The organism is Collinsella aerofaciens, from assembly GCF_005845035.1.
Taxonomy (GTDB): Bacteria; Actinomycetota; Coriobacteriia; order Coriobacteriales; family Coriobacteriaceae; genus Collinsella; species Collinsella aerofaciens_I.
Genome location: NZ_SPFO01000003.1, coordinates 58,264 through 84,821, shown reverse-complemented (window position 1 = coordinate 84,821; position 26,558 = coordinate 58,264). Strand labels below are relative to the sequence as shown.

The window sequence follows — 26,558 nt, the reverse complement described above, 5'->3', positions numbered from 1 at the left end:
GTTGGTGGTGTTGTGGAATAGAGTCGCTGCCCGCGGAGGGGCTGGCGGGCTACAGGGTTCGTCCGAGCCTGAAATCGAGCTCGGTTGTGGGGCAGGCTGCCTGTTCGTGCGGCTCGCAAGCGCCAAGGGCTCCAAAGCGATGGAGCGTTGCGACGGGCGTGGTGTAGGCGAGCCGCAGCTGATGCTCGACAGGGGCACATCCGTCATTTTTGTAATGAGCCGCGTAGTACTGCGCGATGCTGGCGTTCATCTCGCTGCCATTGCGATGGCGCTCAAACTGGCGTCTGCAGGTTTCGATGATCTTTGCTACCGACTTGGGTGCCGTCGCGGGAACAAGGGCGAGATAGCCCTCAAATAGCTCGTTGATGCTCAGGAGGCACAGCAGGTCGATCAGCGTCCTTATGGCTACTCCCTCGGCAGAAAAGTGCGCGGTCATGCGGTTATATCGGTTGCGGTCGACGATGGCCGCATGGGGTCTTGGAGTTTTCTGCCCCGTGGTCCCGGGCTTTTGCCGCGCCTGTGTATTGAGCTCGACGTTGCAGCGCTTGAGGCCGTCCAACGGAAGGAACAGTGCGGTGCGCAGGGTGTTCCGCTTGCTTTCGAGTTCATGACGCTCGTCGGGTTCCCATTCGAGCTTGAGTTTCGTGTCGAGCGCCGTAAGCATATGGGCTAGGCAGCCTACGGTAAGAACGTACGAATCGTTGTCGCGTTTTGGGGCATAGGGGTCTGTCAGCTTGCGAATGTCGGGGTCGCCCATGATCTTTGTGCAGCGCTTCAGCAGTTGAGGGTGGTCGGCCAAGATCGTCGCGAGCGGTAGCGACGCGTAGTTCTTGATGGTCGCGGCGGCAAAGGCGGCGTCATATTCGTTTGCATATGCTCGCTCAATGCGGGCATCCAGAATGCTTTTCTTATCGCCGTCTTCAGCGTGGTGGTTTGTCATAGCTTCTCCAATCGGTTGATGTTCGTGCTGTTTGTTGATGTGTTGGTTGTCGTGAGTGATGTGCTTGCCGTGGGTGATGTGCTGACGTTGGGGTGCTATGCGGTTTTCAATGAGCCCGTGAGGCAGTTGCTGCAGGGGCGGGATGGAACGGCCCATGCAAGGCGGAAGGCATCGTGCTCAAAATCGAGACAGCAATGCCCTGGGTGCCTCACATGTGGCAGTTACCTCATTAAGTTGTCATTGCGTTTGGGGTTGTACTTTGCCGATCTTCCTTCTCTTACACGCTAAAACTCAAACTTCATATGCTCGATCTACTTAAAACCGCAACGGCGGTCTTTTATCAACTTATATGTCGGAACGCGTCTTTGCAAGTACTTTTTTTCCTTTGTTTCAAATGGAGTGGTTTTGCAACCGTCACGCGCCACGCTATGCGAACGTGCCCCGGCTCGGATAAGATGGTGCGATCGAGTTCTACCGCGCTCACCGCAAGTAGCCTTTGTTGCTGAGATGGGTCATGGCCGAAAGGGGCCCGTATCCCAACAGATACGGGCCCCTTGCTATTTAAATGGGCATGAGGGTGTATTGAGGGGGGGATGTCTTGCTGTCGGCATCCGCGTGCGGTGCCATTCGCTGTCCGTAAATATACGTTTACGGCTAATTTCATACCACTTGTCGGAATGCGGACGCTGTCCTTGCATGTCGGGCGTACATTGAACGTGGTTTTTCGCGTGAACCCACGGATTGGTTGTCGGTCCTGAACAAGGAGGCCCAGCATGACGTTTGCCAAACCCATCAGTAAATACATCGACTATATCGATGCCCCCGAGGACACGTTTGAGCAGTATGTCGAGAAGGCGTTAAGGTACAACTTCCGCTGCGTATTTGCGAACCTGCAGGAGTACGAGACGGGTCGCGCCATGCTCGAGGACTCTGACATCATCCTTGCCGGCGCTATCGACTTTCCCCAGGGCACTATGACGCTTGAGGAGAAGCTTGCGAGGTTTGAGGAATACGCTGCGCGCGGCTTTACCGAGATTGACTACGTTTTGAATCAGGAGTCGGTCGAGAACCGCGATTTTGTTGCCATCGAGCGCGAGATGACTGCCGTCGCTGATTTTTGTCGCGCACATGGCATCACTGACAAGGTGATCGTCGAGATGTGCAAGCTGGACGGCGACGATGTCGCCAAGCGTCGCGTCTGTGAGATTGCGCTGGAGGCTAAGCCGGGATTCCTTAAGACATCGACCGGCAGAAGCTATGGCGGTGCTAAGCTCGAGGACGTGCGGCTGATGCACGAGGTGCTCGGCGATGCCGTGGCAATCAAGGCTGCGGGCGGTATCCATAATTATGAAGAGGCTTGCGCATTCATCGAGGCCGGCGCCAGCGCGTTGGGTGCATCGGCGGGCATCGCGATCGTCGAGGGCGCACCGACGGATGAGCGTCGCTAGCAGACGTATTTGACCTGAGCGATAAAGCTTCACGACCACGCGCCGTTCATGTTCGGGACAATATGACATTTTTCCCGTTGCAAACAGCGCCGCCGCGGGTGTTCTGTATGATGGCTCAGACAAGGCTGTTCAATGACAGGGAGGCATATATGGCAATCAAAGCCATCGCAATGGATATCGACGGTACGCTTACCAACGACCAAAAGGTCATCAGCCCGCGTACGCGCGAGAAGCTGCTCGCGGCACAGGAATCGGGCATCAAGCTCATTCTGGCTTCGGGCCGTCCTGCATGGGGCCTTCGCGCCCTTGGTCAGGAGCTCGACCTACACAATCATGATGGCCTGCTCGTGGCCTTTAACGGTGCACACGTAGTCGATGCCCAGACCGACGAGGTACTGTTTGACCAGGCCATGCCGGTCGACGAATTGCATCGTCTGCTCGATCACCTGCGCAACTTTGACGTGATTCCCATGATCTCGCTCGGTCGGGACCTGCACGTCGTGGACTCGTATCGCTGCATGATCACACTGCCGGACGGTTCGCAGAAGAATATCGTCAAATACGAGCGCGATGCGTGCGACCTTAAGATCCGTGAGGTCGAGAGCCTCCATGAGGTTGTAGATGCCTATCCGGTGGACAAATTGCTCACCGCGGGAGACCCGGCCTATCTGCAAGCGCATCACGAGGAGATGTACGCGCCCTTTACTCAGACGCTTTCGGGTATGTTTACGGCCGACTGGTACTTTGAGTTTACGGCGCCCGGCATCGATAAGGCTCGCGCGCTCGAGGGCTCCCTGTCCAAGTTGGGTATCGATGCCAGCGAGGTCGTATCGTTTGGTGACGGCCAGAACGACAAGTCCATGATTGAGTGGGCCGGCACTGGTGTTGCCATGGGCAACGCGGTCGACGAGGTTAAGGCCGTGGCCCAGATGGTGACCGCCAATAACAACGAAGACGGCATTGCGGTGGCGCTGGATAAGCTGCTGGGTTAGAATCGCCGATTAATGCATGGTTCGGGCGCCTGCTCGCGGGCGTCCTTTTGTTAGGGAGGGTGCCGTGTCCGCATTTCCGTTTGACGCCGTTATCTTTGACATGGACGGCGTTTTGGTCGACACCGAGTTTTACTATCAAAAGGAACTCGAGAAGTTTATCGATTACCTGCAGATTTCTGTGACGCGCGACGAGCTTAATGCGATTGTTGGTTCATCGCACCGTGATTTTCAGCAGGTGCTCGTCGATTGGCATGAGCGTGCGGGTTTGGGCAAGCTCAGCGTCGAGGCTGCCGAGGCACGCTATGAGGTATGGGCGAGCGCGTATTCCTGCGACTATAGAAAACTGCTCAACCCCGGCGTTGCCGAGACGCTGGCGGGGCTGAAAGAACGTGGGGTTCGCGTTGCGCTGGCATCGTCGTCTCCTCTCAACAATATCGAAGAGGTGCTGGGTACCTGCGGCATTCGTGATTACTTTGAGTTTTTGGTCTCGGGCGAGCAGTTCAAGCGCAGCAAGCCCGATCCTGATATCTATCTGCATGCTATAGATCGTTTGGGATTGCCCGCGGATCGCTGTTGCTGTGTGGAGGACTCTCTGTATGGCATTACCGCAGGTAAGCGTGCCGGTCTGACGGTAATCGCCAAGCGCGAGGAGCGCTTTGGCTTTAGCCAGGATGCCGCGGACAAGATCATCGATCGGCTGCCGGACCTGCTGGAACTCGCGTAGATCCTGGGCGGTACCGTTGTCACAACAATGGTTCCGTTGGCACAAGAGAGGGGCGGTGCTATGACATTCAACGTTAATGCTCTTGGGTTTGGCGACAACGTCGTCGACCGCTACGAGCATATTCACACGATGTATCCGGGTGGCAATGCGGTGAACTTTGCCGTGTATGCCAAGAAATGCGGAGCCGCGCGCTCCGCGTATATGGGCATCTTTGGTAATGATGCTGCTGCCGAGCATGTGATTGCGAGTCTTGAGGATGAGGACGTTGAACTAGCCAAATGCAAGCAGCTCATCGGTGAGAATGGTGCTGCGCGCGTGACCGTCGTTAACGGCGACCGTGTTTTCCTTGGCTCCAATGAGGGCGGCATCCGTGGTGATGCGCGCTATGTGCTCGATCGTTTTGATTTGGCGTATATGAAACAGTTTGATGTGGTCCATTCGGGTAACTACTGCTTTACCGAGCGCGAGCTGCCTAAGCTGAAGGCAGCGGGTATTACCGTTTCGTTTGACTTCTCGGACGATTCGACCGACGAGTACTACGAGCAGATTGCTCCCTACGTTGACTTCGCATTCTTTAGCGCGGCAGACGCCGCGAGCGAGGATGAGATTCGCGAGCGCCTGGCATGGGTGAAGAGCCTGGGTCCGCGTTTTGTATCGGCCACGGCTGGCGCTGAGGGCTGTATTGCCTATGACGGCGAGCGTTACTATCGGCAGCATGCCAAACCCGTGGCAGACATGAAGGACACCATGGGTGCGGGTGACTCGTTCCTTACCTCGTTCCTGATGTGCTATCTCGATTCCGCCAAGCGTGGCGAGGATGGTGCCGAGGCCATCGAGCGCGCACTCGACTTTGCGGCGGGGTTTGCCTCGACCGTATGCGGCATGGAAGGCTCTTGGGGCCATGGAGCGCCGATTTGCGAATAGCCGAGCGGGCTCAGGGAGCTGCATTAGCGCCTCCCTGTGACTCGGTGGTCAAAAAATGCCAAATATGAGTACTGTGACTAATTTAGTCGCAGCATAATTAACCCCTTCAGACGTGATTTAAGCGTTTGGAGGGGTTTAAACTTGCGAAAATGCAGGAGGAATGACTGTAAAAGTGTTAGTTAATGGACAATCGTAGATTATTCTGGTGGTCGTAAAGCTCAAAGTAATGTATCCATTTCGCTAGCAGTACTCATATTTGACATTTTTTGACCACAGGGGTCAGCGAAGGCTAAAAACAGAGCGTGAATTTGCCAAAACTGCCGACTCGATGTGCTTTGCGCCACAGTTTTTGAGTGAGGCGATGCGTTCTGAGGTCCATGCGAGCGATCTGATGAGCGACTGTGCGCTTGTTTCTGTGTTTGGTTCGGCTGGTGAATCGGTCTCGAGCAGTAGGCGGTCGAGTGGGATCTGTCGTGCGTATTCGCGACCGCGCTTGGTCGCGAGCATGCGTTCGTTGACGGAAAAATAGCAGCCTGCATCGCGCGCGCGGACGAGTTCGTCCGAAGTACCGCTAAACCAGTGGAAGATGATAACGGGGGAGTCGGGGTTTGGGATGAGTAGTCCATGCGATTCGAGGACGTCCAGTACGGCTCCTGCCGAACGAACGGCATGAATTGATATCACGCGTCCGGTAAGAGGATGCTGCACGAGCGTATCGCAGAGCCGGTCAAGTGCCTGTATTTGCAGCGGCTCGCTTCCAGCAAAACGAGTGGAAAAGTCGAGTCCCACCTCGCCGATGTAGCGCCCTTGGGCAGCAACTTCGCAAAGCAGATTGACTTCGGCAGGACCGCAGCGGCCGTCGGCGAGCCACCAGGGATGGAGGCCGACGCCCGCGATAATGTTTGGGTAACGGCTGGCCCGCTTTTTTGCTGCCTCGAAGTCGCATGGGTCGATGCCACAGTCAAAGAGCCCCAGACCCAATGCCGCCGACTCATTGGCCGTAGCATCGGGGCTGAGCATCAAATCAAGGTGACAATGCGTGTCAAAGAATCGCGGTTCCATCGCAGGGCATCCTGCTAGTCCAGGCGCTGGCCATCGGCGCGCACGCGCTCGGTGCCGCGCCCACTGATCTGGCGGATAACCTCGCCGGCAATCATCTGACCCATGATGGGCGGCATAAAGCTGGCGGTTCCCAGCTCGGTACGCTCGTGGATATTGGAAGGGTCGCGGGGCTGTGTCTTAACCGATTCCTCACAGCTAAACAGTACATGCAGGCTCTTGATTCCGCGTTTCTTGCATTCTTTGCGCATAATGCGGCTCATGGGGTCACGCACTGTATCGAAGATGTCGGCAAAGCGGAGGCACTCGGGATGGAGCTTGTTGGCCCCGCCCATGGAGCTAACCAAACGAATGTCGTGGTCCTGAGCATATTTGGCAATGGTGAGCTTGGCCGAGATGGTGTCGATGGCGTCGACGACGTAGTCGAGCTTGCCGTCCGTCTGCTCCAAAACGCTCGCGAAGAAATCATCGATGTTGTCGCTCAGCAAGTATTCAGTTCGCTTGATGACGGCAGCGGCGGGATTGATGTCGTGGATCATGGCTTCCATCACGTCAACCTTGCGCTTTCCGATGGTGCTGTGAAAGGCGATGGCCTGGCGATTGATATTGCTGGGCGCGATGACGTCCTTATCCAGAATGACGAAATGTCCGATGCCGCCGCGGGCGAGTGCCTCGCAGCAGTTGGAGCCCACGCCTCCGCAGCCGAGCACCAGCACCGTAGCATCGGCGAGCTTATCGAGTGCCTCGCGGCCCATGATGATCTCGAGCTTGGTGTCGCGTGTCTCGATGGCGGCTGCGGCAGCGGTTTCGGTCATAAATATCCTCCGATGGGGAAGCAGGTCGTGTTTTAGCTATCGCCATTATAGGTAATCGCCCATAGGTTGCGATGGCGTTTGCTTTGATGTGGTTTGAAGCAATGCGGTTAGATAGTTAGACAAACATCTAAATATTGAGTATAGTGTGCACGTCATGAGAGATGATGAAAGGAGGTCTTATGCCGGGAGAGGGTTTTAAGGCGCTTGCCGATCCAACGCGACGGCGCATTTTGGAGTTGCTGCGCGAGGGCAATTGCACGGCGGGGGAGCTTGCCGAGCATTTCGATATCAGTAAGCCGTCGCTGAGCCATCACTTGGCGACGCTCAAAAACGCCGGGTTGGTGACCGACGAGCGCCATGGCCAAAACATCGTATACAGCTTAAACACCACCGTCATGCAGGACTTGATCGGTTGGTTTATGGGCTTTACAAACACGGAAGGTGATAAGGATGAATAACGAAAACAAGGGCATTCACGCCACGGGGGTATCGCGGCGTGTGTGGATTGTGCTGATCGCTCTGTGCGTCGCCAATGTCGTAGCGCACCTCATGGTGATGCCGAGCTTGCCTGCGCAGATTCCCACGCATTGGGGCGCGAACGGCGCCGTCGACGGTTGGGGTCCTAGCTGGATGGCCTCTGCGCTCGGTGTGCTGCCTCTGGCGCTTCTCGCAATGTTCTGCGTGGTGCCGCGCATCGACCCCAAAGGTGAGGCATATCGAACCTCGGGCAAGTTCTACCAGGGCTTCGTAATCGCCTTCACCTTGTTCATGTGCGCCATAAGCTGGCTGGGAGAGCTTACGGTCTGGGGCGTGGTGCCGGCGGTCGGTTCGGTTAACGTGCTGATTTCCGGTGTTGTCGGTTTGCTATTCATCGGCGTAGGCAACTACTTGCCGCGTGTGAAGCAGAACTATACGCTCGGTATCAAGACGCCTTGGGCGCTTGCCGATCCCGAGAACTGGCGCCGTACTCAGCGTTTTGGCGGCGCCTGCTTTATGGTGCTGGGTATTGGCCTGATTGTGATGGGCGTGGCAGGCAGCGTGCTTTCGAGTGAAGTCGTCGCCGCGGTGATTGCGGTTCTGGCGTTTGGTTCGGTTGGAGCCGTCTACGTCTACTCGTATCTGTTGTGGCGCAAATCGCAGCGAGCCGCTCGTTAAGGTTGCGGAAAACTAGCGTACGCAGTTCATAGTGTGTTAAGGGGGACTTTTCCCAGGTAGTATTAGGGGGTGTGGGCAACCATGCCCCTTTTTCGTTAAGTTTCAGAGCTGGTTTTCTCATTTCGTTTCCACTAAAGCGAAACAAGAATAGGGAAACAGCAGGTAGAAAGGATAAAACAGGCAAATGGCAGAGTTTATCTACCAGATGTATCAGGCTCGTAAAGCCCATGGCGACAAGGTGATCCTTGACGACGTGACCCTGAGCTTCTACCCCGGTGCCAAGATCGGCGTCGTGGGCCCCAACGGTATGGGCAAGTCGACCCTGCTCAAGATCATGGCCGGCATCGAGGAGGTCTCCAACGGCGATGCCAGGCTCACCCCCGGCTACACTGTGGGCATCCTGCAGCAGGAGCCGCCGCTCGACGACGACAAGACCGTCATCGAGAACGTGCGCATGGCGTTTGGCGATATGATCGCCAAGGTCGATCGCTTCAATAAGATCGGCGAGGAGATGTGCGACCCGGATTGCGACATGGACGCCCTCATGGCCGAGATGGGCAAGCTTCAGGACGAGATCGACGCCGCCGACGGCTGGGATATCGATTCCAAGCTCGGCCAGGCCATGGACGCACTGCAGCTGCCCGATTCCGACATGCCAGTCAACGTGCTTTCCGGCGGCGAGCGCCGCCGCGTGGCCCTGTGCAAGCTGCTGCTCGAGGCTCCCGACCTGCTGCTGCTCGACGAGCCCACGAACCACCTGGATGCCGAGTCGATCCTGTGGCTCGAGCACTTCCTGCACAACTACCAGGGCGCGGTGCTTGCCGTCACACACGATCGCTACTTCCTGGATAACGTCGCCGAGTGGATCTGCGAGGTCGACCGCGGTCACCTTTATCCCTACAAGGGCAACTACTCCACGTATCTGGAGACCAAGGCCGCCCGTATCGAGGCGCAGGGCAACCGCGACGCCAAGCTCGCCAAGCGCATGGAGGCCGAGCTCGAGTGGGTACGCAGCTCGCCCAAGGCTCGCCAGGCCAAGAACAAGGCTCGTCTGGCTCGCTACGAGGAGATGGAGGCCGAGGCCCGCGCAAGCCAGAAGCTCGACTGGACCGACATCCGCATCCCTGTGGGCCCGCGTCTGGGCAACAAGGTTCTCGAGGCCCATCACCTGCACAAGGAGTTCGATGGCCGTGTGCTCATCGACGACCTTTCTTTCACCCTGCCGCGTAACGGCATCGTGGGCGTCATCGGCCCCAACGGTGTGGGCAAGACTACGCTCTTCAAGACCATCGTGGGCCTGGAGCCGCTGACTTCGGGCGAGCTCGAGGTGGGCGAGACCGTCAAGATCTCCTACGTCGACCAGAACCGTTCTGGCATCGACCCCGACAAGAACCTGTGGGAGGTCGTCTCGGATGGCCTGGACCACATGATGGTGGGCGAGACCGAGGTCCCCAGCCGCGCGTACGTGGCGAGCTTTGGCTTTAAGGGCCAGGACCAGCAGAAGCGCGCTGGCGTGCTCTCCGGTGGCGAGCGCAACCGTCTGAACCTGGCGCTCACGCTCAAGCAGGGCGGCAACCTGCTGCTCCTTGACGAGCCCACGAACGACCTCGACGTCGAGACGCTGTCCTCGCTCGAAGCGGCGCTGCTCGAGTTCCCGGGCTGCTCGGTGGTCATTAGCCACGACCGTATGTTCCTGGACCGTGTCGCCACGCACATTCTGGCGTGGGAGGGCACCGATGAGAACCCGGGCAACTGGTATTGGTTCGAGGGCAACTTCGAGGCCTATCAGGCCAACCGCATCGAGCGCCTGGGCGAGGATGCAGCCCAGCCGCATCGTATTCACCGCAAGCTGACGCGCGACTAGATCGTTACGCGGTTTTCCAAACCGCGTAACTGCTCGACGCTGCGCGGGTCGCAAGCACCCCATCTTGCCGTTCAGGCCGTCGCTCGCGTACCGAAGTACGCGTCGCTCCTCTTTCACGGCAACCTGGGGCACTTGCGGCCCGCTCGCTGTTGGTTACGCAACATCAACAAATAAAAACGGCTCAAATCCTGATTTGGATTTGAGCCGTTTGTCGTTACTGCTCGGGTTCTTCGACTTTATCGATGGCCCAGGTGGATCCGAGGCCACCGGTGGTGTTGCGGCGGATGCGCACGGTAACCTCGCGGCGCTCGCCGGCCTGCGTGTAGCGCAGGGGGAAGTCTGCGCGGTTTCGCGCGGCCTCGATGGTACCGCGCTCGCGGGCGATCCAGTAGTACTCGCCGACGATGCCGAGGGTATCGGCGCCGTAGGGGAGATAGGTCGACAACTGGTGCAGAAGCGGGCCGGGGCAGAAGACCTCGGTTGCGAAATCGACGGGGAAGTCCTCGGGGATGGCGGGCGCTGCAGGTGCGGGGGTTGGGGCCGCTGCGGGTGCCGGAGCCGGTGCCGGTGCGGGAATTTGGTCGCAAGCAGAGGTGGGCACGGATTCGATGACGGGTGCGGGCTCCGGCGTCGCTTCCGGCTTGATTGTGGAATCTGCGGGCTTCACGGTGACGGGCGCGTCTGCAGCTGCAGTTTCAATCTCAACCTGCGTTGCGTTCTCGTTCTCGATGCTCGGCTTTGTCTCGACCGGCGTGGAAGCCATGGTGGTGATGCCGGCGTTGGCGTTCTCGGGGTCATAGACGACCGTGAGCGAGATGGCGGGCTGCGGCGTCTCGGGCTCCGGCGCCGACTCGGTAACGCCTTGATCGGCGGGCTCGTCGGACTGGTCGTCCTCGGCCTCGTTGCCAAAGACATCGCTGTTTTGGAACGCAGACGTCTCGGGTTGGTCAGCAGCTTCTTCGGTTGTCGACTTGGGAGCCTCGTTGAGCTCCGCAGTGGCGTCCTGCTCGGATATGACTTCGGAATCGGTCGTGGCGGCGATTTCGGTTCCTGCTGTTACCTCAATAGCGACTTCGATCTCTGTCTCGGGCTCGGGTTCCGGCGCGGCTTCAACCATGGCTTCTGGCTCGGGACGCTTAACGTGCTTGGGGCGCACGGCCTTGAGGTCCTTCTCACCGCGTTTCTTCTTTTTGTAGGACTGCTTAGCGCCCTTGACTGCCTTGGGCTTGTCATCGCCCTTGGCAAGGGCGGCATCCCAGGCATCGTTGGCGATGACGGTGGCATACAGGCGACCGCCCTTAAAGACGGTCAGCTTAATGCAGTCGTCGAGCTCCTCGAGCAGCTCACGCGTGGACTCAAAGCCTAGGTCGTAAGCGGTCATGTCGCCGGCGGCGAGTGCCTCCTCGACCTGCGTCATAAACGTTTGCTTGCCACACCCAATCGCGTCGCGCAGCAGGCGATATAGATAGATGTGGTTGCCCAGCGAAAGCGTGGGCGTAACTATTGTCTTGCTCATGGCAAATCTCCTCTTTACACACCAAAGCATCTTACCATCGCACGGGGCGTGCCACCTCGGCGTCCAAGGCAAACGGGCGCGACCGTTGCCGGTTCGCGCCCGTTATACAGGTCGGTTATCTATGAGAGGCAAACGTGCTTAGTTGCCTGATGCCGTGCCTTGGCTCGAGTTGTCAGATGCCGTGCCGGAAGCGGTTCCGCTCGGGCTGTTGGTGTTGCTACTGTCTGCTGAGCCCGTTCCCGACGTGGTGTCGCTCGTCTGGCCTCCCGTGTTCGGCTGTGAACCGTCAGTCGTTTGGCTTGAGTCGGTCGTGCCGGACGGCGTGCCACTGTTGGCCGTAGAGGAATCGGTGCCCTGCGATTGGTTTTGGGTGTTCGAGGACGAATCGGTAGAGGTAGAACTGTCTTGCGTGCCGTCCGCCTGTGCCTGCTGATCTTGCGACTGGGTGTCGCCATTTACATCGCTCTCGGTCGTGCGCGACGAAAGGATTGGCTCGGGGCGCTCGCCCAGACCCTCACCGGCGGTGGTTATAAGGATGGCGCCGGTACAGGCGATGACCGCGACGATGGCGATGGCGATCGAGAAGATGATTACCTTCTTTTGCGTCTGGCTGCGCTCTGCCGCCGCCTTGGCACGCAAGCTGTTGGGGGCAACGCGCGCCGTGGTCGCGCGCCCAGCAACCTGGCGCATCTCCTGCGTAGTCGCGGCGCCACCCAGGTGCTCCTCGGCATTAAGCTCAACGGGCTCATAGGCGCCGGCGGGGTAGTCGACGTCGGCGTGCGTACCTTTGAGGGCTTTGGCGCTGGCAGAGATAAAGTGGCGGTAGACCTGCGAGGACACAACGGTGATGACCGAGCTCACGGCGGCGCCGATCACCGATCCGGCGATACCGATCTTGGAGGCAAGCGCGACGCTCGTGGCGGCGGCTGCGGCGCCGGCAATGATCTGAGGAATGGAAATGTCATCGAACAGGCCCTTTTTGGGCGCGATGGCCATGGTCTGTCCGATGGAATGGTTTTCGTGAACGCCGTTGTTGAGCGATGCCGGTGTCATGACGCGCGTGCGCGGCGCGTCGGTGTACTTGGTTGTCATACGGGGTCCTCCCGGTGTAAATCTGCTTCGTTTCATGCAGCCATCAGGGTACCCACCAGATGTGAATCGTACGTGACATTTAACAGATATCATCAACTCATCAATAGCTCACCAAGTTGGTGGGATGCGGTTACACCCGGCGGTTGAACTACAATAGGGCTTGCTAATTGTTGTGAATGGCGTCTACGCACGGGAGCATTCTTATGAATCTTCACCTTTCTCAGTCTGATGGCTTTTTGCGTGTGGCGGCGGCGTCGCCACGGATTCGCGTGGCCGATGTCGAGGGCAATGCCGAGGTTGCGCTGGCGGCTGTTCGCGAGGCTGCCGAGCGCGGCGTTCGCGCGCTGGTGCTGCCCGAGCTTAACTTGTGCGGCTATACCGCGGCCGACCTGTTCCATAATCGCACGCTGCTGCATGCCTGCGAGGCTGCTCTGGTGCATATCCTCGACGAGACTCGTGAGCTGCCGATTGTCTTTACCATCGGTCTTCCCGTTGCAGTTGCCGAGAATATCTACAACTGCGCCGCCGTGTGCTGCGCGGGCGAGCTTTTGGGCCTCACGGCCAAGAAGTATCTGCCCAACTATGGCGAGTTCTACGAGTGCCGCTGGTTTGCTCCGGCGCCCGCAGATCCTGTGTGGGTCGAGTTTGCCGGTCAGGGTCCGGTTCCGCTGGGTTCGGGGCTTGTCTACCGCTGCTGTGATGAAGATGCCGAGGATATGGTGCTGGGCGTTGAGGTCTGCGAGGACCTGTGGGTGCCAGCGCCCCCTTCGACCGAGATGGCGCTTGCCGGTGCGACGGTGATCCTCAATCCGTCGGCTTCGGACGAGATTATCGGTAAGGCGGATTACCGCCGCAGCCTCATTTCCAACCAGAGCGCGCGCCTGTACTGCGCCTATGCCTACGCGGACGCGAGCGAGGGCGAGTCCACGACCGACATGGTCTTTGCGGGCGAGAACCTCGTCTACGAAAACGGCTCCAAGCTCGCCGCGACCAAACTGCTTACCTGCGATATGGCCATCGCCGACGTTGACCTTGACCGCCTGGTTGCCGAGCGCCGTCGCTCGACGACGTGGGCGCGCACCGACGATGCGCCGGAGGCCACGACCGTTGAGTTTTCGTTTGAGGGCGTACTGGCCGAAGAACCTGTCCTGCGCGATGCCTGCGATATCGACCGCGTTTTCCCGCGCGCGCCCTTTGTGCCGGCCGACCACGGCGACTTGGCCGAGCGCTGCGAGACGATCCTCGACCTGCAGACCGCCGGCCTCAAGACCCGCCTTGCCCATACGGGCACCAAGGCGGCCGTCATCGGCCTTTCGGGCGGCTTGGACTCCACGCTGGCACTGCTTGTGACCGTGCGTGCCTTCGATGCGCTGGGGCTGCCGCGTACGGGTATCACGGCGGTCTCCATGCCCGGCTTTGGCACGACGCACCGCACCAAGTCGAATGCCGAGTCGCTCGCTCGTGACTTGGGTGTGAGTTTCCGCGAGGTCTCAATCCATGCTGCCGTGGAGCAGCACTTTAAGGATATCGAGCATGATCCGACCGTGCAGGACGTGACCTACGAGAACAGCCAGGCGCGCGAGCGCACGCAGATTCTCATGGATTTGGCCAACCAAGCCGGCGGCTTTGTCATCGGCACGGGCGACCTCAGTGAGCTGGCGCTCGGCTGGGCTACCTATAACGGCGACCACATGAGCATGTACGCCGTCAACGCGAGCGTGCCCAAGACGCTTGTGCGCCATCTGGTGCGTTATGCGGCTGATGTCTTTGGCGGGCGTATTGCCGAGGTTTTGCTCGATATCCTCGATACGCCGGTGTCCCCCGAGCTTCTGCCGCCCACGGGCGACGGCGAGATTGCGCAGAAGACCGAGGATTTGGTGGGCCCGTACGAGTTGCACGACTACTTCCTCTACTACCTGCTGCGTTTTGGCTTTGAGCCGGGCAAGATCTACCGCATGGCGCTCAAGAGTTTCGAGGGTGTCTACGACGCCAAGACCGTCCACACGTGGTTGCGTACGTTCTACCGTCGCTTCTTTGCCCAGCAGTTTAAGCGCAGCTGCCTGCCCGATGGCCCCAAGGTGGGCTCGGTGACGCTCAGCCCGCGTGGCGATTGGCGTCTGCCGAGTGACGCCAGCTCACGTCTGTGGCTCGCACAGATCGACGCGCTCAATGCAATTGACTAAGGTTGGCTAAATTGAACCAATACGGGGGTTGCAAGCGTTACACTTTTGCAATCTGATGGCCCGTATCGCGCGGCGCTCTTGTCGGAGCGCCGCGTTTTTTATATCGAAAGGTGGCACCATGCAGGCATCGCAGCGTCTCGACCGCTTTGGCGCGGAGGTTTTCGCCTCGCTCAACAACAAACTGCTCGCGCTGAAGGCCCAGGGCAAGACCATTTATAACATGAGCGTGGGCACGCCCGACTTTAAGCCGTACAACCACGTGGTCGAGGCGCTCACGCAGGCAGCTCAAGATCCCGAGATGTGGAAGTATGCCCTGCGCGACCTGCCCGAACTCAAGCAGGCCGTGTGCGATTACTATGAGCGCCGCTTTGGCGTTTCGGGCATTACGCCGTCCATGGTGCAGTCGTGCAACGGCACGCAGGAGGGCGTGGGTCATTTGGGCCTGGCCCTGCTCGATCCGGGCGACACCATTCTGGTTCCCGATCCGTGCTACCCGGTCTTTGAGGCGGGTGCCAAGATCGCCGATGCCAAGCTCGAATACTATCCGCTGGTTGCCGAGCACAATTACCTGCCCTATGTGGCGGGTATCGATCCCGAGGTGGCCGATCGTGCCAAGTATATGATCGTGTCGCTGCCCGCGAACCCGGTCGGCTCGGTGGGCACGCCCGAGGTCTACGAGGAGATCATCGCTTTCGCCCGCGAGCACGACCTGCTCATCGTCCATGACAACGCATACTCCGACATCGTGTTCGACGGCGAGCCGGGCGGCAGCTTCTTGCAGTATCCCGGCGCGCTCGAGGTGGGCGTTGAGTTCTTCTCGCTCTCCAAGTCGTTTAACGTCACCGGTGCGCGTATCGGCTTTTTGGTCGGCCGCGAGGACGTGGTCTCTGCCTTTGCCAAGCTGCGCAGCCAGATCGACTTTGGTATGTTCTTCCCGATCCAGAAGGCCGCCATCGCGTGCCTTAATGGCCCGCGCGATGAGGTCGAGGCGCAGCGTCTGAAGTACCAGGAGCGCCGCGATGCCCTGTGCGACGGTCTTGAGGGCCTGGGCTGGGAGCGTCCCAACGCACATGGCTCTATGTTTGTGTGGGCCAAGCTTCCCGGTGGTCGCACCGATTCCATGGCGTTTTGCGAGGAGCTCATGGAGAAGGCCGGCGTTGTGGTGACGCCGGGCGCGAGCTTTGGTCCTTCGGGCGAGGGACACGTGCGCATGGCGCTGGTCCTGCCGCCCGATCAGATCGCTTTGGCTGTCGAGGCCATTCGCGAGGCGGGCCTGTATTAGAAAGTTATTTCGACTCGTCAATAGCTCGAAATCGATTTCGTGCAGTTATTTTACGAATACTGCAAACAATTTCGGTAAACGGTCGATTTTTGGCTGCGAATAGGGGCATAATCAAAGTCCCGATTGGATGTATTGGGATTACGGCAAGCCGCTCGGGTCGTTCCCGGGCGGCTTGTTTGTGGAGAGAGATGGGAGTTTCTAATGGTTAACGAGAAGAAGGTCGCTATTGTCGGCTGCGGTTTCGTCGGTTCGTCTTCGGCGTTCGCACTGATGCAGAGTGGTCTGTTCTCCGAGATGGTCCTCATCGACGTGGACAAGAACCGTGCCGAGGGTGAGGCCCTGGATATCGCGCACGGCATGACGTTTGCCGAGCCGATGAAGATCTACGCCGGCGATTATTCCGATGTCGCCGACGCCGCCATGATCGTCGTCACTGCTGGCGCTGCCCAGAAGCCCGGTGAGACCCGCCTGGACCTGGTCAACAAGAACGTCAGCATCTTCAAGTCCATTATTCCCGAGATTAAGAAGTCCGGCTTCGACGGCATTCTGTTAATCGTCTCCAACCCGGTCGATGTTCTGACCTACGCCGCCATCAAGATGTCCGGCCTGCCCGAGGGCCACGTCATCGGTTCCGGTACCGTGCTCGACACCGGCCGCCTGCAGCAGATGCTTGGTGCCCACGTCGAGGTTGACCCGCGCGATGTCCAGGCCTATGTCATGGGCGAGCACGGCGACTCCGAGTTTGTCGCTTGGTCCAGCGCTCAGGTTGCCGGCGTTCCGCTGAACACTTTCTGTGAGCTTCACGGCCACTTGGAGCATGAGGCTGCCGAGAAGCGCATCGCCGAGGACGTCAAGAACTCCGCCTACACCATCATCGAGAAGAAGCACGCCACCTACTATGGCGTCGCCATGGCCGTCAAGCGCATCTGCACCGCCGTCATGCGCGATGAGCAGACCGTTCTGCCCGTCTCTTCGCTCATGGTGGGCGAGTATGGCCTGTCCGATCTTGCCATCTCCATGCCGACCGTCGTTGGCCGCGACGGCGTTGTCTGCCGCGTCCCCGTGCCGCTGAACGACGACGAGCAGCATGAGCTCACCGTCTCCGCCAAGGCCCTCAAGGACATCATCGACAGCGTCGATTTCTCCTGCTAAATCAAGCTCGCTAGAGCGAAAAGCTACAATGAAGGCGTCCGGGCCCACACGGTCCGGGCGCCTTTTTGGTGCAAAGTAACCTGACCCCAATGCACCATCCCAATGCACCATAGTTGATGGGAGGGCCATGTCGGATTCGCCTAATTTTTTGACCTATGCTCAGACGGCGTTTGATCCGTTTGAGGAGCGGCCGTTCTGCGCGGTGGACAGCCTGGTCTTTGCGTGGTTGTCCTATTTGCGTTTGCCGGGTGATATGGCGGAGCTGACGAACTGGCAGGGCCTAGACGTACGCGAGCTGCTGCGTGCCGAGTGCTATCGGGACATGATTGACGACTTGTGGGATCCAGAGGGGAGCAGGGCCTTGTTGGAGGCCGTGGCAGCAAATCCCAGATACCGCGGCGTGCACGTTTGCGGCTATCGTGCCGTGAGCGATGTGGTGGCGACGGAGCAGTTTGCAGCCATGGCGTTCCGGTTTCCGGCGGGGTTTAGCTATCTTTCCTTCCGGGGGACCGACAGCACGATTGTGGGCTGGAAAGAGGATTTTAACATGGCGTTCCGGTGTCCTGTGCCGGCCCAGGAATCCGCGGCGCGTTATGTGGACGAGGCGGCGGATGCGATTGACGGGCCGCTTTTGTGCGGAGGTCATTCCAAGGGCGGAAACCTTGCGGTGTACGGTGCGGCGATGTGCTCCGATGTCGCCCGTGAGCGAATCGAACGGGCGTATTCCCATGATGGTCCGGGCTTCGTCGAGGAGTTTCTGAACGGCAACGCCTTTGCCGATCTTTCCGGTCGAATCGACAAGACGCTACCTCGATCGTCGATCTTTGGCATGATGCTCGAGACACAGGAGGACTATGCCATCGTTGAGAGCACCGAGTTCAGCCTGCTGCAGCACAATCCCTTTAGCTGGGTGGTTGATGGTCACGACTTCGTGTACTGTGAGCGCCTGTCCGCCGGTGCTCGATACGTTGATGGTTCCATTCGCGAGATGCTGCTTGCAGTGTCGCCTAGCGAACGCGAGCGTTTTGTAGATGCGTTGTTCTCCGTGTTTGAGGCTACGGGTGCTGAGCGGTTTGCGGATATCGCTGGGAATCTGCGCGAGAGCCTGCCCGTGATGCTCCAGGCTGCGCAAGGCTTTGACAAGGATACACGACGCTTTGTCTCGCAGACCATCGTGGCAATCCTTAAATGCGCACTGTTGCCCAAACGACCCCAGATCGACGTGCCCGCTGCCGGCAAGAGTTTGGCAGAACAGCTCGAGGCTTGGCAGTCCGAGCTCCTGCGCTAGCCATTGATACAAAGCAACCTGTCCCCGATGCGCCAATCTTCGATGCGCCTGGGGCGGGCTCGACCGCTATACTGATTCGTGCCGAAATCAATCTAGAACGGAATGCCGTATATGAAAATCAATCACGCGATTCTGCATATCCTGGACTTTGACTCTGCCGTCAACGTCATGAGCCAACGCGAGCTCGATATCGAGAGCCGTACCGTGCGCAACTTCGTGACCACGCATCTGCGCCGCGCACGTACCTCGGCCGACAATAAACGCGCCACGTTTGCCGAGAACTCTGCGTTTGGCGGCGAGCTCAAGGGCTATTTCTTTGGCGAGCGCGAGTTCGTGGACCTGTCGCAGCAGATTGCGGAGTTTATCTCTTCCGAACTCACTAAGGCTGAGAAAGCCGAGTCCACCGACGTGCTTGTGGCGGACTTTGACGACGATGAGGATGCCCGCTGGTTTGCCGTGATGCTGCTGGGCTCCAAGCAGGCATTCATGCACGAGGTGGGTCGCGAAGAGGGCGAGGTGCGTAACGACATCGCGCGCCACTATGCCATTCTGCCGAACCCTTCGCAAAAGGTGCCGAGCTATGCAATCGTGCGTGCAAGCACCATGGAGATCGGCTATGTGGACAAGAAACGCAAGATCGCCGGCGAGGACCGTATGCTTATCCCCGATGGCCTGCTGCAGTGCGACACGGGCGTATCGGGCAAGGAGGTCATCGACACCGTGACGCGTGTGGTCGAGGAAGTCGCCGAGGAGCACGGTGCCAATACGGCCGTAGCGCTCGCCAAGGTTAAGGCTGCTGTTGCCGAGAAGGTCGAGGATGACGAGGAGCTGCCGCCTTGGGATATCGTCGACGAGGTCTTTGAGGACGAACCGGTCATCAAGGAGAGCGTGCGCGCGGCACTGACCGAGGAGAAGGTGCCTGAGCGTGTGCCCGTGGAGCGCAAGCAGGTCGAACGCGCGGCGGTGCGCAATCACAAGATTCGTACCGACACGGGTATCGAGATCAGCTTCCCGGCAGAGATGGGTTCGAATTCCGAGTACATTGAGTTCGTCAATGAGCCCAACGGCCTCATCTCTATCGAGCTCAAGAACATCGGAAGTATTGAGAATCGATAAGCTGCGCTTGGACGTTGCAGAAAAACAAAGGCCGAAGCCCTTCGGGACTTCGGTCTTTTTTGTTTTCGGCTTGGTTGCTGACATTGCGCCGCAGGTTGAGCATACGTCAGCGAAAACGCGGTTTGTCAAAACCGCGTAACTATTAAAGTTGACGTAAGCCCTCTTCCAGACCGGTCTTGCTGTCGGTCTTCTCGTCGCGCATCTTGATGACGCGGGCGGGGACACCGGCCACGACGGCGCCGGCGGGGACGTCCTCGACGCACACGGCGCCGGCGGCAACGACAGCACCCTTGCCCACGTGCACGCCCTCCAGGACCACAGCATTGGCGCCGATCATGACATCGTCCTCGATGATGACGGGCGTGGCGCTGGCGGGCTCCACGACGCCTGCCAGCACGGTGCCAGCGCCGATGTGGCAGTTCTTACCCACGGTGGCGCGGCCGCCCAGCACGGCGCCCATGTCGATCATGGAGCCTTCGCCAATGACGGAGCCGATGTTGATGATGGCACCCATCATGATGACGGCGCGATCGCCGATCTCGACGCGGTCACGGATGATCGCGCCCGGCTCGATGCGGGCGTTGATGCCCTTGAGGTCGAGCATGGGCACGGCGGAGTTGCGGCAGTCGTTCTCGACGTCGTAGTAGTCGATGGAGTCGGCGTTGGCGCCGAGGATTGCCTTGAGCTCATCCCAGTCACCAAAGACGGTCTTGCCACGACGACCGCCGTAGACGTGTGCATTGCCCCAGGCAACCTTCATGCCGGGCTTCTCGCGCACGTATAGCTTGACAGGTGTCTTTTTGGGCGCGGTGGCGATGTAGTTGATAATCTCCTGGGCATCCATCTCGGCTGCATTGCTCATTTGCTGTCTCTCCTTTGGGTGGATTCGGTTGATACCTGGTTAGGCAAACATGACCTGGTCGAAGGTGTAGAAGCCGGGTTCGCGGGCGACGAGCTTCTGCGCGGCTGCCAGGGCGCCGTTGACGAAGATCTGACGGCTCGTGGCGCGATGCGTGAGCGTGACTTCCTCGTCCTGGCCAAAGAATCTCACTTCGTGCACGCCGGCGACAGTGCCACCGCGCAGCGAGTGCATGCCGATTTCCTTGGGGTCGCGCGCTCCGCACATGCCCTCGCGGCCATAGACGGGGTGGTAGCCTGCCTCGGGCTCGGCTTCGACGACGGCATCGAGCAACAACTTGGCAGTGCCGCTGGGGGCATCGACCTTTTGGTTATGGTGCGTCTCGACGATTTCGCAGTCAAAGCCGGGCAACTCGCGCGTGGCCTGGGCCACTAGATGACGCAGGGCTGCGATGCCGATGGAGTAATTGCCCGAGTGCATAACGCGGGTGTTCTGGCTCAGCTCACGCAGACGGTCCATCTGCTCGGGGGTGTAGCCTGTGGTGCCCGAGACCAACGCCGCGCCCGTGCGCTCGACATAGGCGACGACGGCATCGAAGGTCACGACGTTCGAGAAGTCGATAATCACATCGGCAGCCGGTGCGTTCTCGAGCTTGCTCAAATCGAAGCCAATCTGGGCCACGATATCAAAAACGGGTTGACCGGCGGCGTCGACAACGCCCTCGGCGGTGGTGCGGATGAGCGAGCCCATGCGGCCCGTTCCCATAATGACGGTCTTAATCAAGCAGACCAGCCCCCTTCAGAGCATCGGTAAGTGCAGAGCGCGTGTCGTCTGCCATGGGGCACAGCGGCATGCGGTAGTTTGCCTCGATCATACCCATCTGGGCGAGCGCCTCTTTGACGGGGATGGGGCTGACCTCACTAAAGAGGGCATTGATGAGCGGCTGGCCGGCAATTTGGATATCGCGGGCACGCGCCACGTCACCGTCCAAATAGGCGCGGCACATGTCATGCACGAGCTGCGGCTGCACGTCTGCCCACACGCTGATGGTGCCCGAGGCGCCCAGGCTCATGAGCGGCACGGTAAGCGCGTCCTCGCCCGAGTACATGCGGAAGTCGTCTGACAGCAGGTGGGCGATCTTGGCCGCGTAGGCGACGTTGCCCGAGGCCTCCTTAATACCCATGATGTTGGGGTGCGCGGCCAGGCGCTCTACGTTGCGCTCGCTGATACCGCAGCCGCAGCGGCCGGGGATGTTGTACAGGATGCAGGGGATGTCCACGGCATCGGCGACGGTCTTAAAGTGCTGATAGATACCCTCTTCGTTGGACTTGTTGTAGTAGGGGGTAATGAGCAGCAGGCCGTCGGCTCCCAAGCCCTGGTAAGTAAGCGACTTGGTGAGCATGGTCTGCGTGGAGTTGGAGCCCGAGCCGGCAATGACGGGGACGCGTCCTGCAACATGCTTGACCACGGCGGCGACGACGGAGTTGTCCTCGTCGTCGGTCATCGTGGCGCTCTCGCCGGTGGTGCCCAGGGTGAGGATGGCGTCGGTGCCGTTTTGCAGGTGGAAATCGATAAGGCGCTCGAGTGCGTCAAAGTCGACACTGCCATCCTTTTTAAACGGCGTGACGAGGGCGACGATTGAGCCCTCGAGATTGCGGATGTCCATGTTCTTCTCCTTCGCGTCCGCGATCTGGATGCGTTTGTTCCATTGGGCGGCGACTGCCAGGCGCTCGTCTTGGGCGCGACGGCGGGCACTTTCGGCGCGCGACTTGGCCAGCAGCTCTCGGCCGCTCGGCAGCACGTCGAGCGTGGCAAAGTAATCGCCCGGGCGCTCGGCGCGGCGGATGAGGTCGGCCGAGCCATCGGGGCGCAACAGGACCTCGGCGGAGCGCAGGCGTCCATTGTAGTTGTAGCCCATGGAGTAGCCATGCGCGCCGGTATCGTGGATCACAAGCAGGTCGCCCATGTCGATATGCGGCAGCTCGCGATCGATGGCGAACTTGTCGTTGTTCTCGCACAGATTGCCCGTGATGTCGTAGGTGTCCGTGACGGGCGCTGTGGTCTTGTCGTCGCCACCCAGCTGGCCCATCACCGTAATGTGGTGGTAAGCGCCATACATGGCAGGACGAATCAGATCGACGGCACTGGCGTCCACGCCGATATAGTCCTTGTAGATCTGCTTCTCGTGGATGGCCTTGGTGACCAGGCATCCGTAGGGGCCCATCATAAAGCGACCCATCTCGGTGCAGATCGCCACATCGCCCATGCCGGCGGGGACCAGAATCTCGTCGTAGGCTGCGTGTACGCCCTCACCGATGGCGTGAATGTCGTTAGCCTGCTGCTCGGGCAGGTAGGGGATACCCACACCGCCGGACAGATTGATAAAGGCGACATGTGCGCCGGTCTCGCGCTCCAGGCGCACGGCAAGTTTAAAGAGGATGCGTGCGAGCTTGGGATAGTAGTCGTTAGTGACGGTGTTACTGGCAAGGAAGGCATGGATGCCATAATTCTCGGCGCCCTTGGCCTTGAGCATGCGGAAGGCCTCAAAGAGCTGCTCGGTGGTCATGCCATATTTGGAGTCGCCCGGGTTGTCCATGATGCCGTTGGAGAGCTGGAACAGACCGCCTGGATTAAAGCGGCAGCTGACCGTCTTGGGGATGGGCCCCGCAACGCGCTCAAAGAACTCGATGTGGCTGATGTCGTCAAAGTTGACGATGGCACCCAGCTTGTCGGCGAGCTCAAAGTCGGCAGCCGGCGTGTCGTTGGACGAGAACATGATGTCGTGTCCCGTGATACCCAGTGAGCGGGCGATCATAAGCTCGGTATAGCTCGAGCAATCGCAGCCGCAGCCGTATTCGTTGAGAATGGAGATGAGCGCCGGGTTGGGATTGGCCTTGACGGCAAAGTATTCCTTAAAGCCCGGGTTCCATGCGAAGGCGCCGCGCACTTCTTGCATGTTGCGGCGGATGCCTGCCTCGTCGTATAGATGAAACGGCGTGGGGAACTGCTCGACGATATGCTCGAGTGTCTCCTTGTCCACAAACGGCTGCTTGGCCGCATATGCCTCGTTGGGGGTCAATGCCATGTCCCGTAAACCTCGCTATCCAGACGGCGCCATCTGCGCATCGAATCCGCATAGCGTGGACCCAATGTCCGGATAGCGCTCCCGCATTGCTGCAGACAGTCCTGTGGGTGTTTCCCACAGGCCCACCAGGTTGTTCGTGCCCGAAAAACCCAGTTCGGCGGGTTTCGCCTCCCCACGGGGTCAAAGCCTGCCGGCTCGCCCGCGGTTCTTCGTGCCCGCGCCTCTATCAAGTGGTAAAGACCCTATCACGTTGCACTTTACCAAACAAGAGTATTTGTATATAACGTTTAAAAAATGCAGCAATATGCTGGAAACATGTGTGCCACAATCCTGTATCACAATAAGTTGCAACAGATGTGCCTTACGAAGGGATTCTCTATGACCGAGCTCCAAGAACTCCGTCGCTATCGCCGCGATCTCCATCGCATTCCGGAGCTCGATTTCGATCTTCCGCAAACCATTGCCTATATCGAGGGCGTGTTGGCACCGCTCGCTTGCGAGGTGACCCATCCGTGCCCCAGCTGCGTCTGCGCTTTCTTCGACGCCGGCGTTGGTGCCGCGCATGCCACAGCGATTCGCGCCGATATGGATGCGCTGCCCATCGCGGAGGCGACGGGAGCGGCCTTTGCCTCGACCCATCCCGGCAAGATGCACGCTTGCGGACATGATGGACACATGGCCATGGCACTTGCCGCCGCGACGTATGTCGACCGTACGATTCGCGAGCAGCCGGGCGTCATTAGGCGCAACGTTCTCTTTGTGTTCCAGCCGGCCGAGGAAACGACCGGTGGTGCTAAGACGGTATGTGAGAGCGGTGTGTTCGAATGCTACGGGGTCGACCGCATTTTTGGCTTCCATGTGTGGCCCGATCTGCCCGCCGGCACGTTGGCGAGCTGTTCCGGCCCGCTGCTGGCGCGTTCGAGTGAGACACACATTCATATTCACGGGACGAGCATCCATATCGCTAAGACCTATGGCGTTCCGGTCGAGGAGTCGCACGATGCGGCGCTGGCGGCTGCCAAGTTCTTGGTTGCCGAGCGCGAACTGATGGACGAGCTGGGCACCGACGAGCCCTGTATCGGCAAGTTTGGTCTGCTGCAGGCCGGTACCGTCTGCAATGCGGTGGCGGGGGAGGCCCATGTTGCCGGCAGCCTGCGTGTGTTTACGGACGACATGTTCGACCGGGCGCGCGAAGGCGTGCGCCGCGTGCTGGACGATGCCTGTGCCGCAACAGGCTGTACGTACGATCTCGACTTTGCCGAGGGCTATCCGCCAGTCGATAACGACCCCGAGCTGTTTGCCTGCATTGCGCTTGCCTTGTCCGAACTACAGCTTGTAGATGAGCCTTTGCTGATCGCCGAGGATTTCGCGTTCTATCAACGCCATCTGCCGGGCGTGTTCTTCTTGCTGGGCACGGGCGTGCCAGAAGGACAAGAAAACCCGATCGACGCTGATGACTGCCCAGCCTATGCGATGAGCGCTCTGCATACCGATAGCATGCTCTTCGACGAGGAAATCCTACTCAAAGGCCTCGATGTCTACAAACGATTGCTTGGCTTGGAGTGACGATGGAACGACGCCGACAGACTGCCGTTTATAGTCCCGGTGGGTGTGGATGTGGCTTGTTGTTGCTTCCGGTTATTGCTGTGAGCATTGGCGTGATGTTTGCGCTTGCTGGGCTGGCTGCGGCGGCACTCGTACTGTTTATCACTGCCATCGGCGTGACGATTTGGCTCTGCCGCAATCGCGAGCGACGCCGTGCCGGCGGTAAAACCAATGTCGGCTGGGTTGTATTCCTGGTCATTGCGTACCCGCTGAGTGTCAGCTACCTGGTGTTCTTTGTCCTGTTGATGGTCAGTGCCTTTACCGGGGAATCCGTCACGGTGGGTTGATGCACTGCCAGCAGACGGTTGCGCAAAGTGCGTTTGCTCGGCGTTTGGATAACTGCATTGGCCGTTTACCGCAGCCTTAGCTCTCAGCTAATGAATTCAAGTTTAATCCTTCCTACGATGTGCTGTGTGCCGGCACGGTAGCCGGATCGTAGGAAGGATGCATGATGAAAAAGCTTGAAAACGAAGTGCTGCTGAGCCGTCGCGCTGCACTGGGCGCATTCGCCACCGTCGCCTTGGGGACTGCCGGTCTTCTTACCGGTTGTGGTAGCGATAAGGCGACCGTCACCGAGGACGCTGGCGATGGCGACAAGAAGGAAGAGGCGAAGAAGGAAGAGCAGTCTACGACTGACCTGGCGGTTGGTGCGACGGTGACCACGGCTGCCGGTCTTTCCGTCGTTGTCGATTCCGTCCAGCCCGGCCTCACAAATTATGACGGTTCGACCATGACGGGCATTCACGTCACGTACGTCAACAATGGTGATGAGGGCGCAGATTACAACATCTACGACTGGAAGGGCGAGGACGCCAACGGCGCTCAGCAGAATCAGGGTTACTACAGCGAGGGCTCCGATGAGCTGCAGTCTGGTACCCTTGCCGCTGGTGGCTCTGTGGCGGGCAATATCTACTTTGATGGCGATATCAAGAAGGCACTGTATTTTGCCAACATGTTTGATAAGTCTGCCACTGCAAGCTGGGTGTTGGCCTAGCATGTCGCTACCGTTGCGCCGTATGGGAGGTGAAGTCGTATGCCCGATAAAAAGCTGACTGACGAGTTGCTCAATGAGCTTCTCGACGCGCCAAACATCGATGGCTATATCAAAGAACACGACTTTGCCGCCCCGTCGCTTTCGAACTACCTGAAGCAGCTACTGCAGGAAAAGGGCTTGGAGCGCTCGCGCGTGGTTCGTATGGCTGATCTCAATGAGACCTTTGGCTATCAGATCTTTACCGGTGCGCGGCATCCGAGCCGCAATAAGGTGCTGCAGATTGCCTTTGCGATGGCGCTGACGCTCAAAGAAACCAACCGTGCGCTGACGGCTGCCGGGGTAAGCGTCCTTAACTGCAAGGACCGCCGCGATGCGATTATCATTTTTTGCATCGATCGCGGGTGCAGCCTCCAAAAGGTCAACGAGGAGCTGTATCGCTTTGGCGAGGAGACGGTGAGTTAGCGG

At 59.2% G+C, this 26,558-nt stretch carries 24 protein-coding genes and 1 riboswitch; of the genes, 16 read left to right on the top strand and 8 right to left on the bottom strand.

Features of this window, described 5'->3' with window-relative positions:
- Positions 1–49: 49 nt before the first annotated feature.
- Positions 50–1,096, bottom strand: coding sequence for a hypothetical protein (locus FGQ67_RS02305; RefSeq protein ID WP_138339805.1), 1,047 nt, complete (start codon positions 1,094–1,096; stop codon positions 50–52).
- 617 nt (positions 1,097–1,713) lie between these two features.
- Between FGQ67_RS02305 and deoC the strand changes: the two genes are divergently transcribed.
- The 4 genes from deoC (at position 1,714) to FGQ67_RS02285 (ending at position 5,028) form a co-directional block, all read left to right on the top strand.
- Positions 1,714–2,388 carry a deoxyribose-phosphate aldolase gene (gene deoC / locus FGQ67_RS02300; RefSeq protein WP_138339804.1) on the top strand — a complete coding sequence of 225 codons (675 nt, stop codon included), beginning with the start codon at positions 1,714–1,716 and terminating at the stop codon, positions 2,386–2,388.
- A gap of 149 nt (positions 2,389–2,537) precedes the next feature.
- A complete protein-coding gene (locus FGQ67_RS02295) occupies positions 2,538–3,380 on the top strand; it encodes a Cof-type HAD-IIB family hydrolase (protein WP_171025144.1) in 843 nt (280 codons plus the stop codon).
- 64 nt (positions 3,381–3,444) lie between these two features.
- The gene (locus FGQ67_RS02290) at positions 3,445–4,104 is read left to right on the top strand and encodes an HAD family hydrolase (RefSeq protein ID WP_334202475.1); all 660 of its coding nucleotides are present in this window, start codon (positions 3,445–3,447) and stop codon (positions 4,102–4,104) included.
- 60 nt (positions 4,105–4,164) lie between these two features.
- Positions 4,165–5,028 (top strand): PfkB family carbohydrate kinase, encoded by an 864-nt coding sequence (locus FGQ67_RS02285; RefSeq protein ID WP_138339802.1) that lies wholly within the window; start codon positions 4,165–4,167, stop codon positions 5,026–5,028.
- 279 nt (positions 5,029–5,307) lie between these two features.
- Here the strand turns inward: FGQ67_RS02285 and FGQ67_RS02280 are convergent, their stop codons facing one another.
- A complete protein-coding gene (locus FGQ67_RS02280) occupies positions 5,308–6,090 on the bottom strand; it encodes a TatD family hydrolase (RefSeq protein ID WP_138339801.1) in 783 nt (260 codons plus the stop codon).
- A 14-nt stretch (positions 6,091–6,104) separates the two neighbouring features.
- Complete coding sequence (locus tag FGQ67_RS02275; RefSeq protein ID WP_138339800.1) at positions 6,105–6,902, bottom strand: tRNA threonylcarbamoyladenosine dehydratase; 798 nt, start codon at positions 6,900–6,902, stop codon at positions 6,105–6,107.
- 179 nt (positions 6,903–7,081) lie between these two features.
- Here FGQ67_RS02275 and FGQ67_RS02270 point away from each other — a divergent pair, with 179 nt between their 5' ends.
- The 3 genes from FGQ67_RS02270 to ettA all read left to right on the top strand — a co-directional run bounded on the left by FGQ67_RS02270 (position 7,082) and on the right by ettA (position 9,921).
- Entirely contained in the window at positions 7,082–7,360 is a 279-nt protein-coding gene (locus FGQ67_RS02270) for an autorepressor SdpR family transcription factor (RefSeq protein WP_022094448.1), read from the top strand.
- Entirely contained in the window at positions 7,353–8,057 is a 705-nt protein-coding gene (locus FGQ67_RS02265) for an SdpI family protein (protein ID WP_138339799.1), read from the top strand. Before FGQ67_RS02270 ends, FGQ67_RS02265 begins: the two co-directional genes overlap by 8 nt.
- A 184-nt stretch (positions 8,058–8,241) precedes the next feature.
- Positions 8,242–9,921, top strand: coding sequence for an energy-dependent translational throttle protein EttA (gene ettA / locus FGQ67_RS02260; RefSeq protein ID WP_055251458.1), 1,680 nt, complete (start codon positions 8,242–8,244; stop codon positions 9,919–9,921).
- A 214-nt stretch (positions 9,922–10,135) separates the two neighbouring features.
- Here the strand turns inward: ettA and FGQ67_RS10325 are convergent, their stop codons facing one another.
- The gene (locus tag FGQ67_RS10325) at positions 10,136–11,437 is read right to left on the bottom strand and encodes a hypothetical protein (RefSeq protein WP_138339798.1); all 1,302 of its coding nucleotides are present in this window, start codon (positions 11,435–11,437) and stop codon (positions 10,136–10,138) included.
- A gap of 138 nt (positions 11,438–11,575) precedes the next feature.
- The gene (locus FGQ67_RS02250; protein ID WP_138339797.1) at positions 11,576–12,529 is read right to left on the bottom strand and encodes a hypothetical protein; all 954 of its coding nucleotides are present in this window, start codon (positions 12,527–12,529) and stop codon (positions 11,576–11,578) included.
- Positions 12,530–12,732: 203 nt separating this feature from the next.
- Between FGQ67_RS02250 and FGQ67_RS02245 the strand changes: the two genes are divergently transcribed.
- The 5 genes from FGQ67_RS02245 (at position 12,733) to FGQ67_RS02225 (ending at position 19,550) form a co-directional block, all read left to right on the top strand.
- Positions 12,733–14,712 carry an NAD(+) synthase gene (locus FGQ67_RS02245; protein WP_249934360.1) on the top strand — a complete coding sequence of 660 codons (1,980 nt, stop codon included), beginning with the start codon at positions 12,733–12,735 and terminating at the stop codon, positions 14,710–14,712.
- A gap of 118 nt (positions 14,713–14,830) precedes the next feature.
- The gene (locus FGQ67_RS02240; RefSeq protein WP_138339795.1) at positions 14,831–15,994 is read left to right on the top strand and encodes a pyridoxal phosphate-dependent aminotransferase; all 1,164 of its coding nucleotides are present in this window, start codon (positions 14,831–14,833) and stop codon (positions 15,992–15,994) included.
- 201 nt (positions 15,995–16,195) lie between these two features.
- Positions 16,196–17,146 carry an L-lactate dehydrogenase gene (locus FGQ67_RS02235; protein WP_022094138.1) on the top strand — a complete coding sequence of 317 codons (951 nt, stop codon included), beginning with the start codon at positions 16,196–16,198 and terminating at the stop codon, positions 17,144–17,146.
- Positions 17,147–17,273: 127 nt separating this feature from the next.
- Positions 17,274–18,434 (top strand): Mbeg1-like protein, encoded by a 1,161-nt coding sequence (locus FGQ67_RS02230; protein ID WP_138339794.1) that lies wholly within the window; start codon positions 17,274–17,276, stop codon positions 18,432–18,434.
- A gap of 111 nt (positions 18,435–18,545) precedes the next feature.
- The gene (locus FGQ67_RS02225; RefSeq protein ID WP_022094136.1) at positions 18,546–19,550 is read left to right on the top strand and encodes a nucleoid-associated protein; all 1,005 of its coding nucleotides are present in this window, start codon (positions 18,546–18,548) and stop codon (positions 19,548–19,550) included.
- 142 nt (positions 19,551–19,692) lie between these two features.
- Here the strand turns inward: FGQ67_RS02225 and dapD are convergent, their stop codons facing one another.
- Genes dapD through dapA form a run of 3 tightly spaced genes read right to left on the bottom strand, consistent with a single transcriptional unit; the run spans position 19,693 to position 23,494 of the window.
- Positions 19,693–20,412, bottom strand: coding sequence for a 2,3,4,5-tetrahydropyridine-2,6-dicarboxylate N-acetyltransferase (dapD, locus tag FGQ67_RS02220; RefSeq protein ID WP_138339793.1), 720 nt, complete (start codon positions 20,410–20,412; stop codon positions 19,693–19,695).
- Positions 20,413–20,451: 39 nt separating this feature from the next.
- Positions 20,452–21,192 carry a 4-hydroxy-tetrahydrodipicolinate reductase gene (gene dapB / locus FGQ67_RS02215; RefSeq protein WP_171025143.1) on the bottom strand — a complete coding sequence of 247 codons (741 nt, stop codon included), beginning with the start codon at positions 21,190–21,192 and terminating at the stop codon, positions 20,452–20,454.
- Positions 21,185–23,494, bottom strand: a complete 2,310-nt coding sequence (gene dapA, locus FGQ67_RS10240; protein ID WP_138339792.1) for a 4-hydroxy-tetrahydrodipicolinate synthase — start codon at positions 23,492–23,494, stop codon at positions 21,185–21,187. Before dapA ends, dapB begins: the two co-directional genes overlap by 8 nt.
- 65 nt (positions 23,495–23,559) lie before the next feature.
- Positions 23,560–23,728: riboswitch (Lysine riboswitch) on the bottom strand.
- 144 nt (positions 23,729–23,872) lie between these two features.
- On the opposite strand from dapA, the gene FGQ67_RS02205 reads away from it, so the two are divergent.
- From FGQ67_RS02205 to FGQ67_RS02190, 4 genes are all read left to right on the top strand, one after another.
- Positions 23,873–25,060 (top strand): N-acetyldiaminopimelate deacetylase, encoded by a 1,188-nt coding sequence (locus FGQ67_RS02205; RefSeq protein ID WP_249934359.1) that lies wholly within the window; start codon positions 23,873–23,875, stop codon positions 25,058–25,060.
- A gap of 92 nt (positions 25,061–25,152) precedes the next feature.
- Positions 25,153–25,386 carry a hypothetical protein gene (locus FGQ67_RS02200; protein WP_171025142.1) on the top strand — a complete coding sequence of 78 codons (234 nt, stop codon included), beginning with the start codon at positions 25,153–25,155 and terminating at the stop codon, positions 25,384–25,386.
- A gap of 161 nt (positions 25,387–25,547) precedes the next feature.
- Positions 25,548–26,093 carry a DUF4352 domain-containing protein gene (locus FGQ67_RS02195; protein WP_138339789.1) on the top strand — a complete coding sequence of 182 codons (546 nt, stop codon included), beginning with the start codon at positions 25,548–25,550 and terminating at the stop codon, positions 26,091–26,093.
- Positions 26,094–26,132: 39 nt separating this feature from the next.
- On the top strand, positions 26,133–26,555 hold the full coding sequence (locus FGQ67_RS02190; protein WP_022094127.1) for a hypothetical protein: 423 nt from the start codon (positions 26,133–26,135) through the stop codon (positions 26,553–26,555).
- Positions 26,556–26,558 lie beyond the last annotated feature (3 nt).

Excerpts from the sequence above, each read along its gene's own strand:
- FGQ67_RS02305 (WP_138339805.1), bottom strand. The coding sequence starts at position 1,096 with ATGGGCCGTTCCATCCCGCCCCTGCAGCAACTGCCTCACGGGCTCATT.
- deoC (WP_138339804.1), top strand. The coding sequence starts at position 1,714 with ATGACGTTTGCCAAACCCATCAGTAAATACATCGACTATATCGATGCC.
- FGQ67_RS02295 (WP_171025144.1), top strand. The coding sequence starts at position 2,538 with ATGGCAATCAAAGCCATCGCAATGGATATCGACGGTACGCTTACCAAC.
- FGQ67_RS02285 (WP_138339802.1), top strand. The coding sequence starts at position 4,165 with ATGACATTCAACGTTAATGCTCTTGGGTTTGGCGACAACGTCGTCGAC.
- FGQ67_RS02280 (WP_138339801.1), bottom strand. The coding sequence starts at position 6,090 with ATGGAACCGCGATTCTTTGACACGCATTGTCACCTTGATTTGATGCTC.
- FGQ67_RS02275 (WP_138339800.1), bottom strand. The coding sequence starts at position 6,902 with ATGACCGAAACCGCTGCCGCAGCCGCCATCGAGACACGCGACACCAAG.
- FGQ67_RS02270 (WP_022094448.1), top strand. The coding sequence starts at position 7,082 with ATGCCGGGAGAGGGTTTTAAGGCGCTTGCCGATCCAACGCGACGGCGC.
- FGQ67_RS02265 (WP_138339799.1), top strand. The coding sequence starts at position 7,353 with ATGAATAACGAAAACAAGGGCATTCACGCCACGGGGGTATCGCGGCGT.
- ettA (WP_055251458.1), top strand. The coding sequence starts at position 8,242 with ATGGCAGAGTTTATCTACCAGATGTATCAGGCTCGTAAAGCCCATGGC.
- FGQ67_RS10325 (WP_138339798.1), bottom strand. The coding sequence starts at position 11,437 with ATGAGCAAGACAATAGTTACGCCCACGCTTTCGCTGGGCAACCACATC.
- FGQ67_RS02250 (WP_138339797.1), bottom strand. The coding sequence starts at position 12,529 with ATGACAACCAAGTACACCGACGCGCCGCGCACGCGCGTCATGACACCG.
- FGQ67_RS02245 (WP_249934360.1), top strand. The coding sequence starts at position 12,733 with ATGAATCTTCACCTTTCTCAGTCTGATGGCTTTTTGCGTGTGGCGGCG.
- FGQ67_RS02240 (WP_138339795.1), top strand. The coding sequence starts at position 14,831 with ATGCAGGCATCGCAGCGTCTCGACCGCTTTGGCGCGGAGGTTTTCGCC.
- FGQ67_RS02235 (WP_022094138.1), top strand. The coding sequence starts at position 16,196 with ATGGTTAACGAGAAGAAGGTCGCTATTGTCGGCTGCGGTTTCGTCGGT.
- FGQ67_RS02230 (WP_138339794.1), top strand. The coding sequence starts at position 17,274 with ATGTCGGATTCGCCTAATTTTTTGACCTATGCTCAGACGGCGTTTGAT.
- FGQ67_RS02225 (WP_022094136.1), top strand. The coding sequence starts at position 18,546 with ATGAAAATCAATCACGCGATTCTGCATATCCTGGACTTTGACTCTGCC.
- dapD (WP_138339793.1), bottom strand. The coding sequence starts at position 20,412 with ATGAGCAATGCAGCCGAGATGGATGCCCAGGAGATTATCAACTACATC.
- dapA (WP_138339792.1), bottom strand. The coding sequence starts at position 23,494 with ATGGCATTGACCCCCAACGAGGCATATGCGGCCAAGCAGCCGTTTGTG.
- FGQ67_RS02205 (WP_249934359.1), top strand. The coding sequence starts at position 23,873 with ATGACCGAGCTCCAAGAACTCCGTCGCTATCGCCGCGATCTCCATCGC.
- FGQ67_RS02195 (WP_138339789.1), top strand. The coding sequence starts at position 25,548 with ATGATGAAAAAGCTTGAAAACGAAGTGCTGCTGAGCCGTCGCGCTGCA.
- FGQ67_RS02190 (WP_022094127.1), top strand. The coding sequence starts at position 26,133 with ATGCCCGATAAAAAGCTGACTGACGAGTTGCTCAATGAGCTTCTCGAC.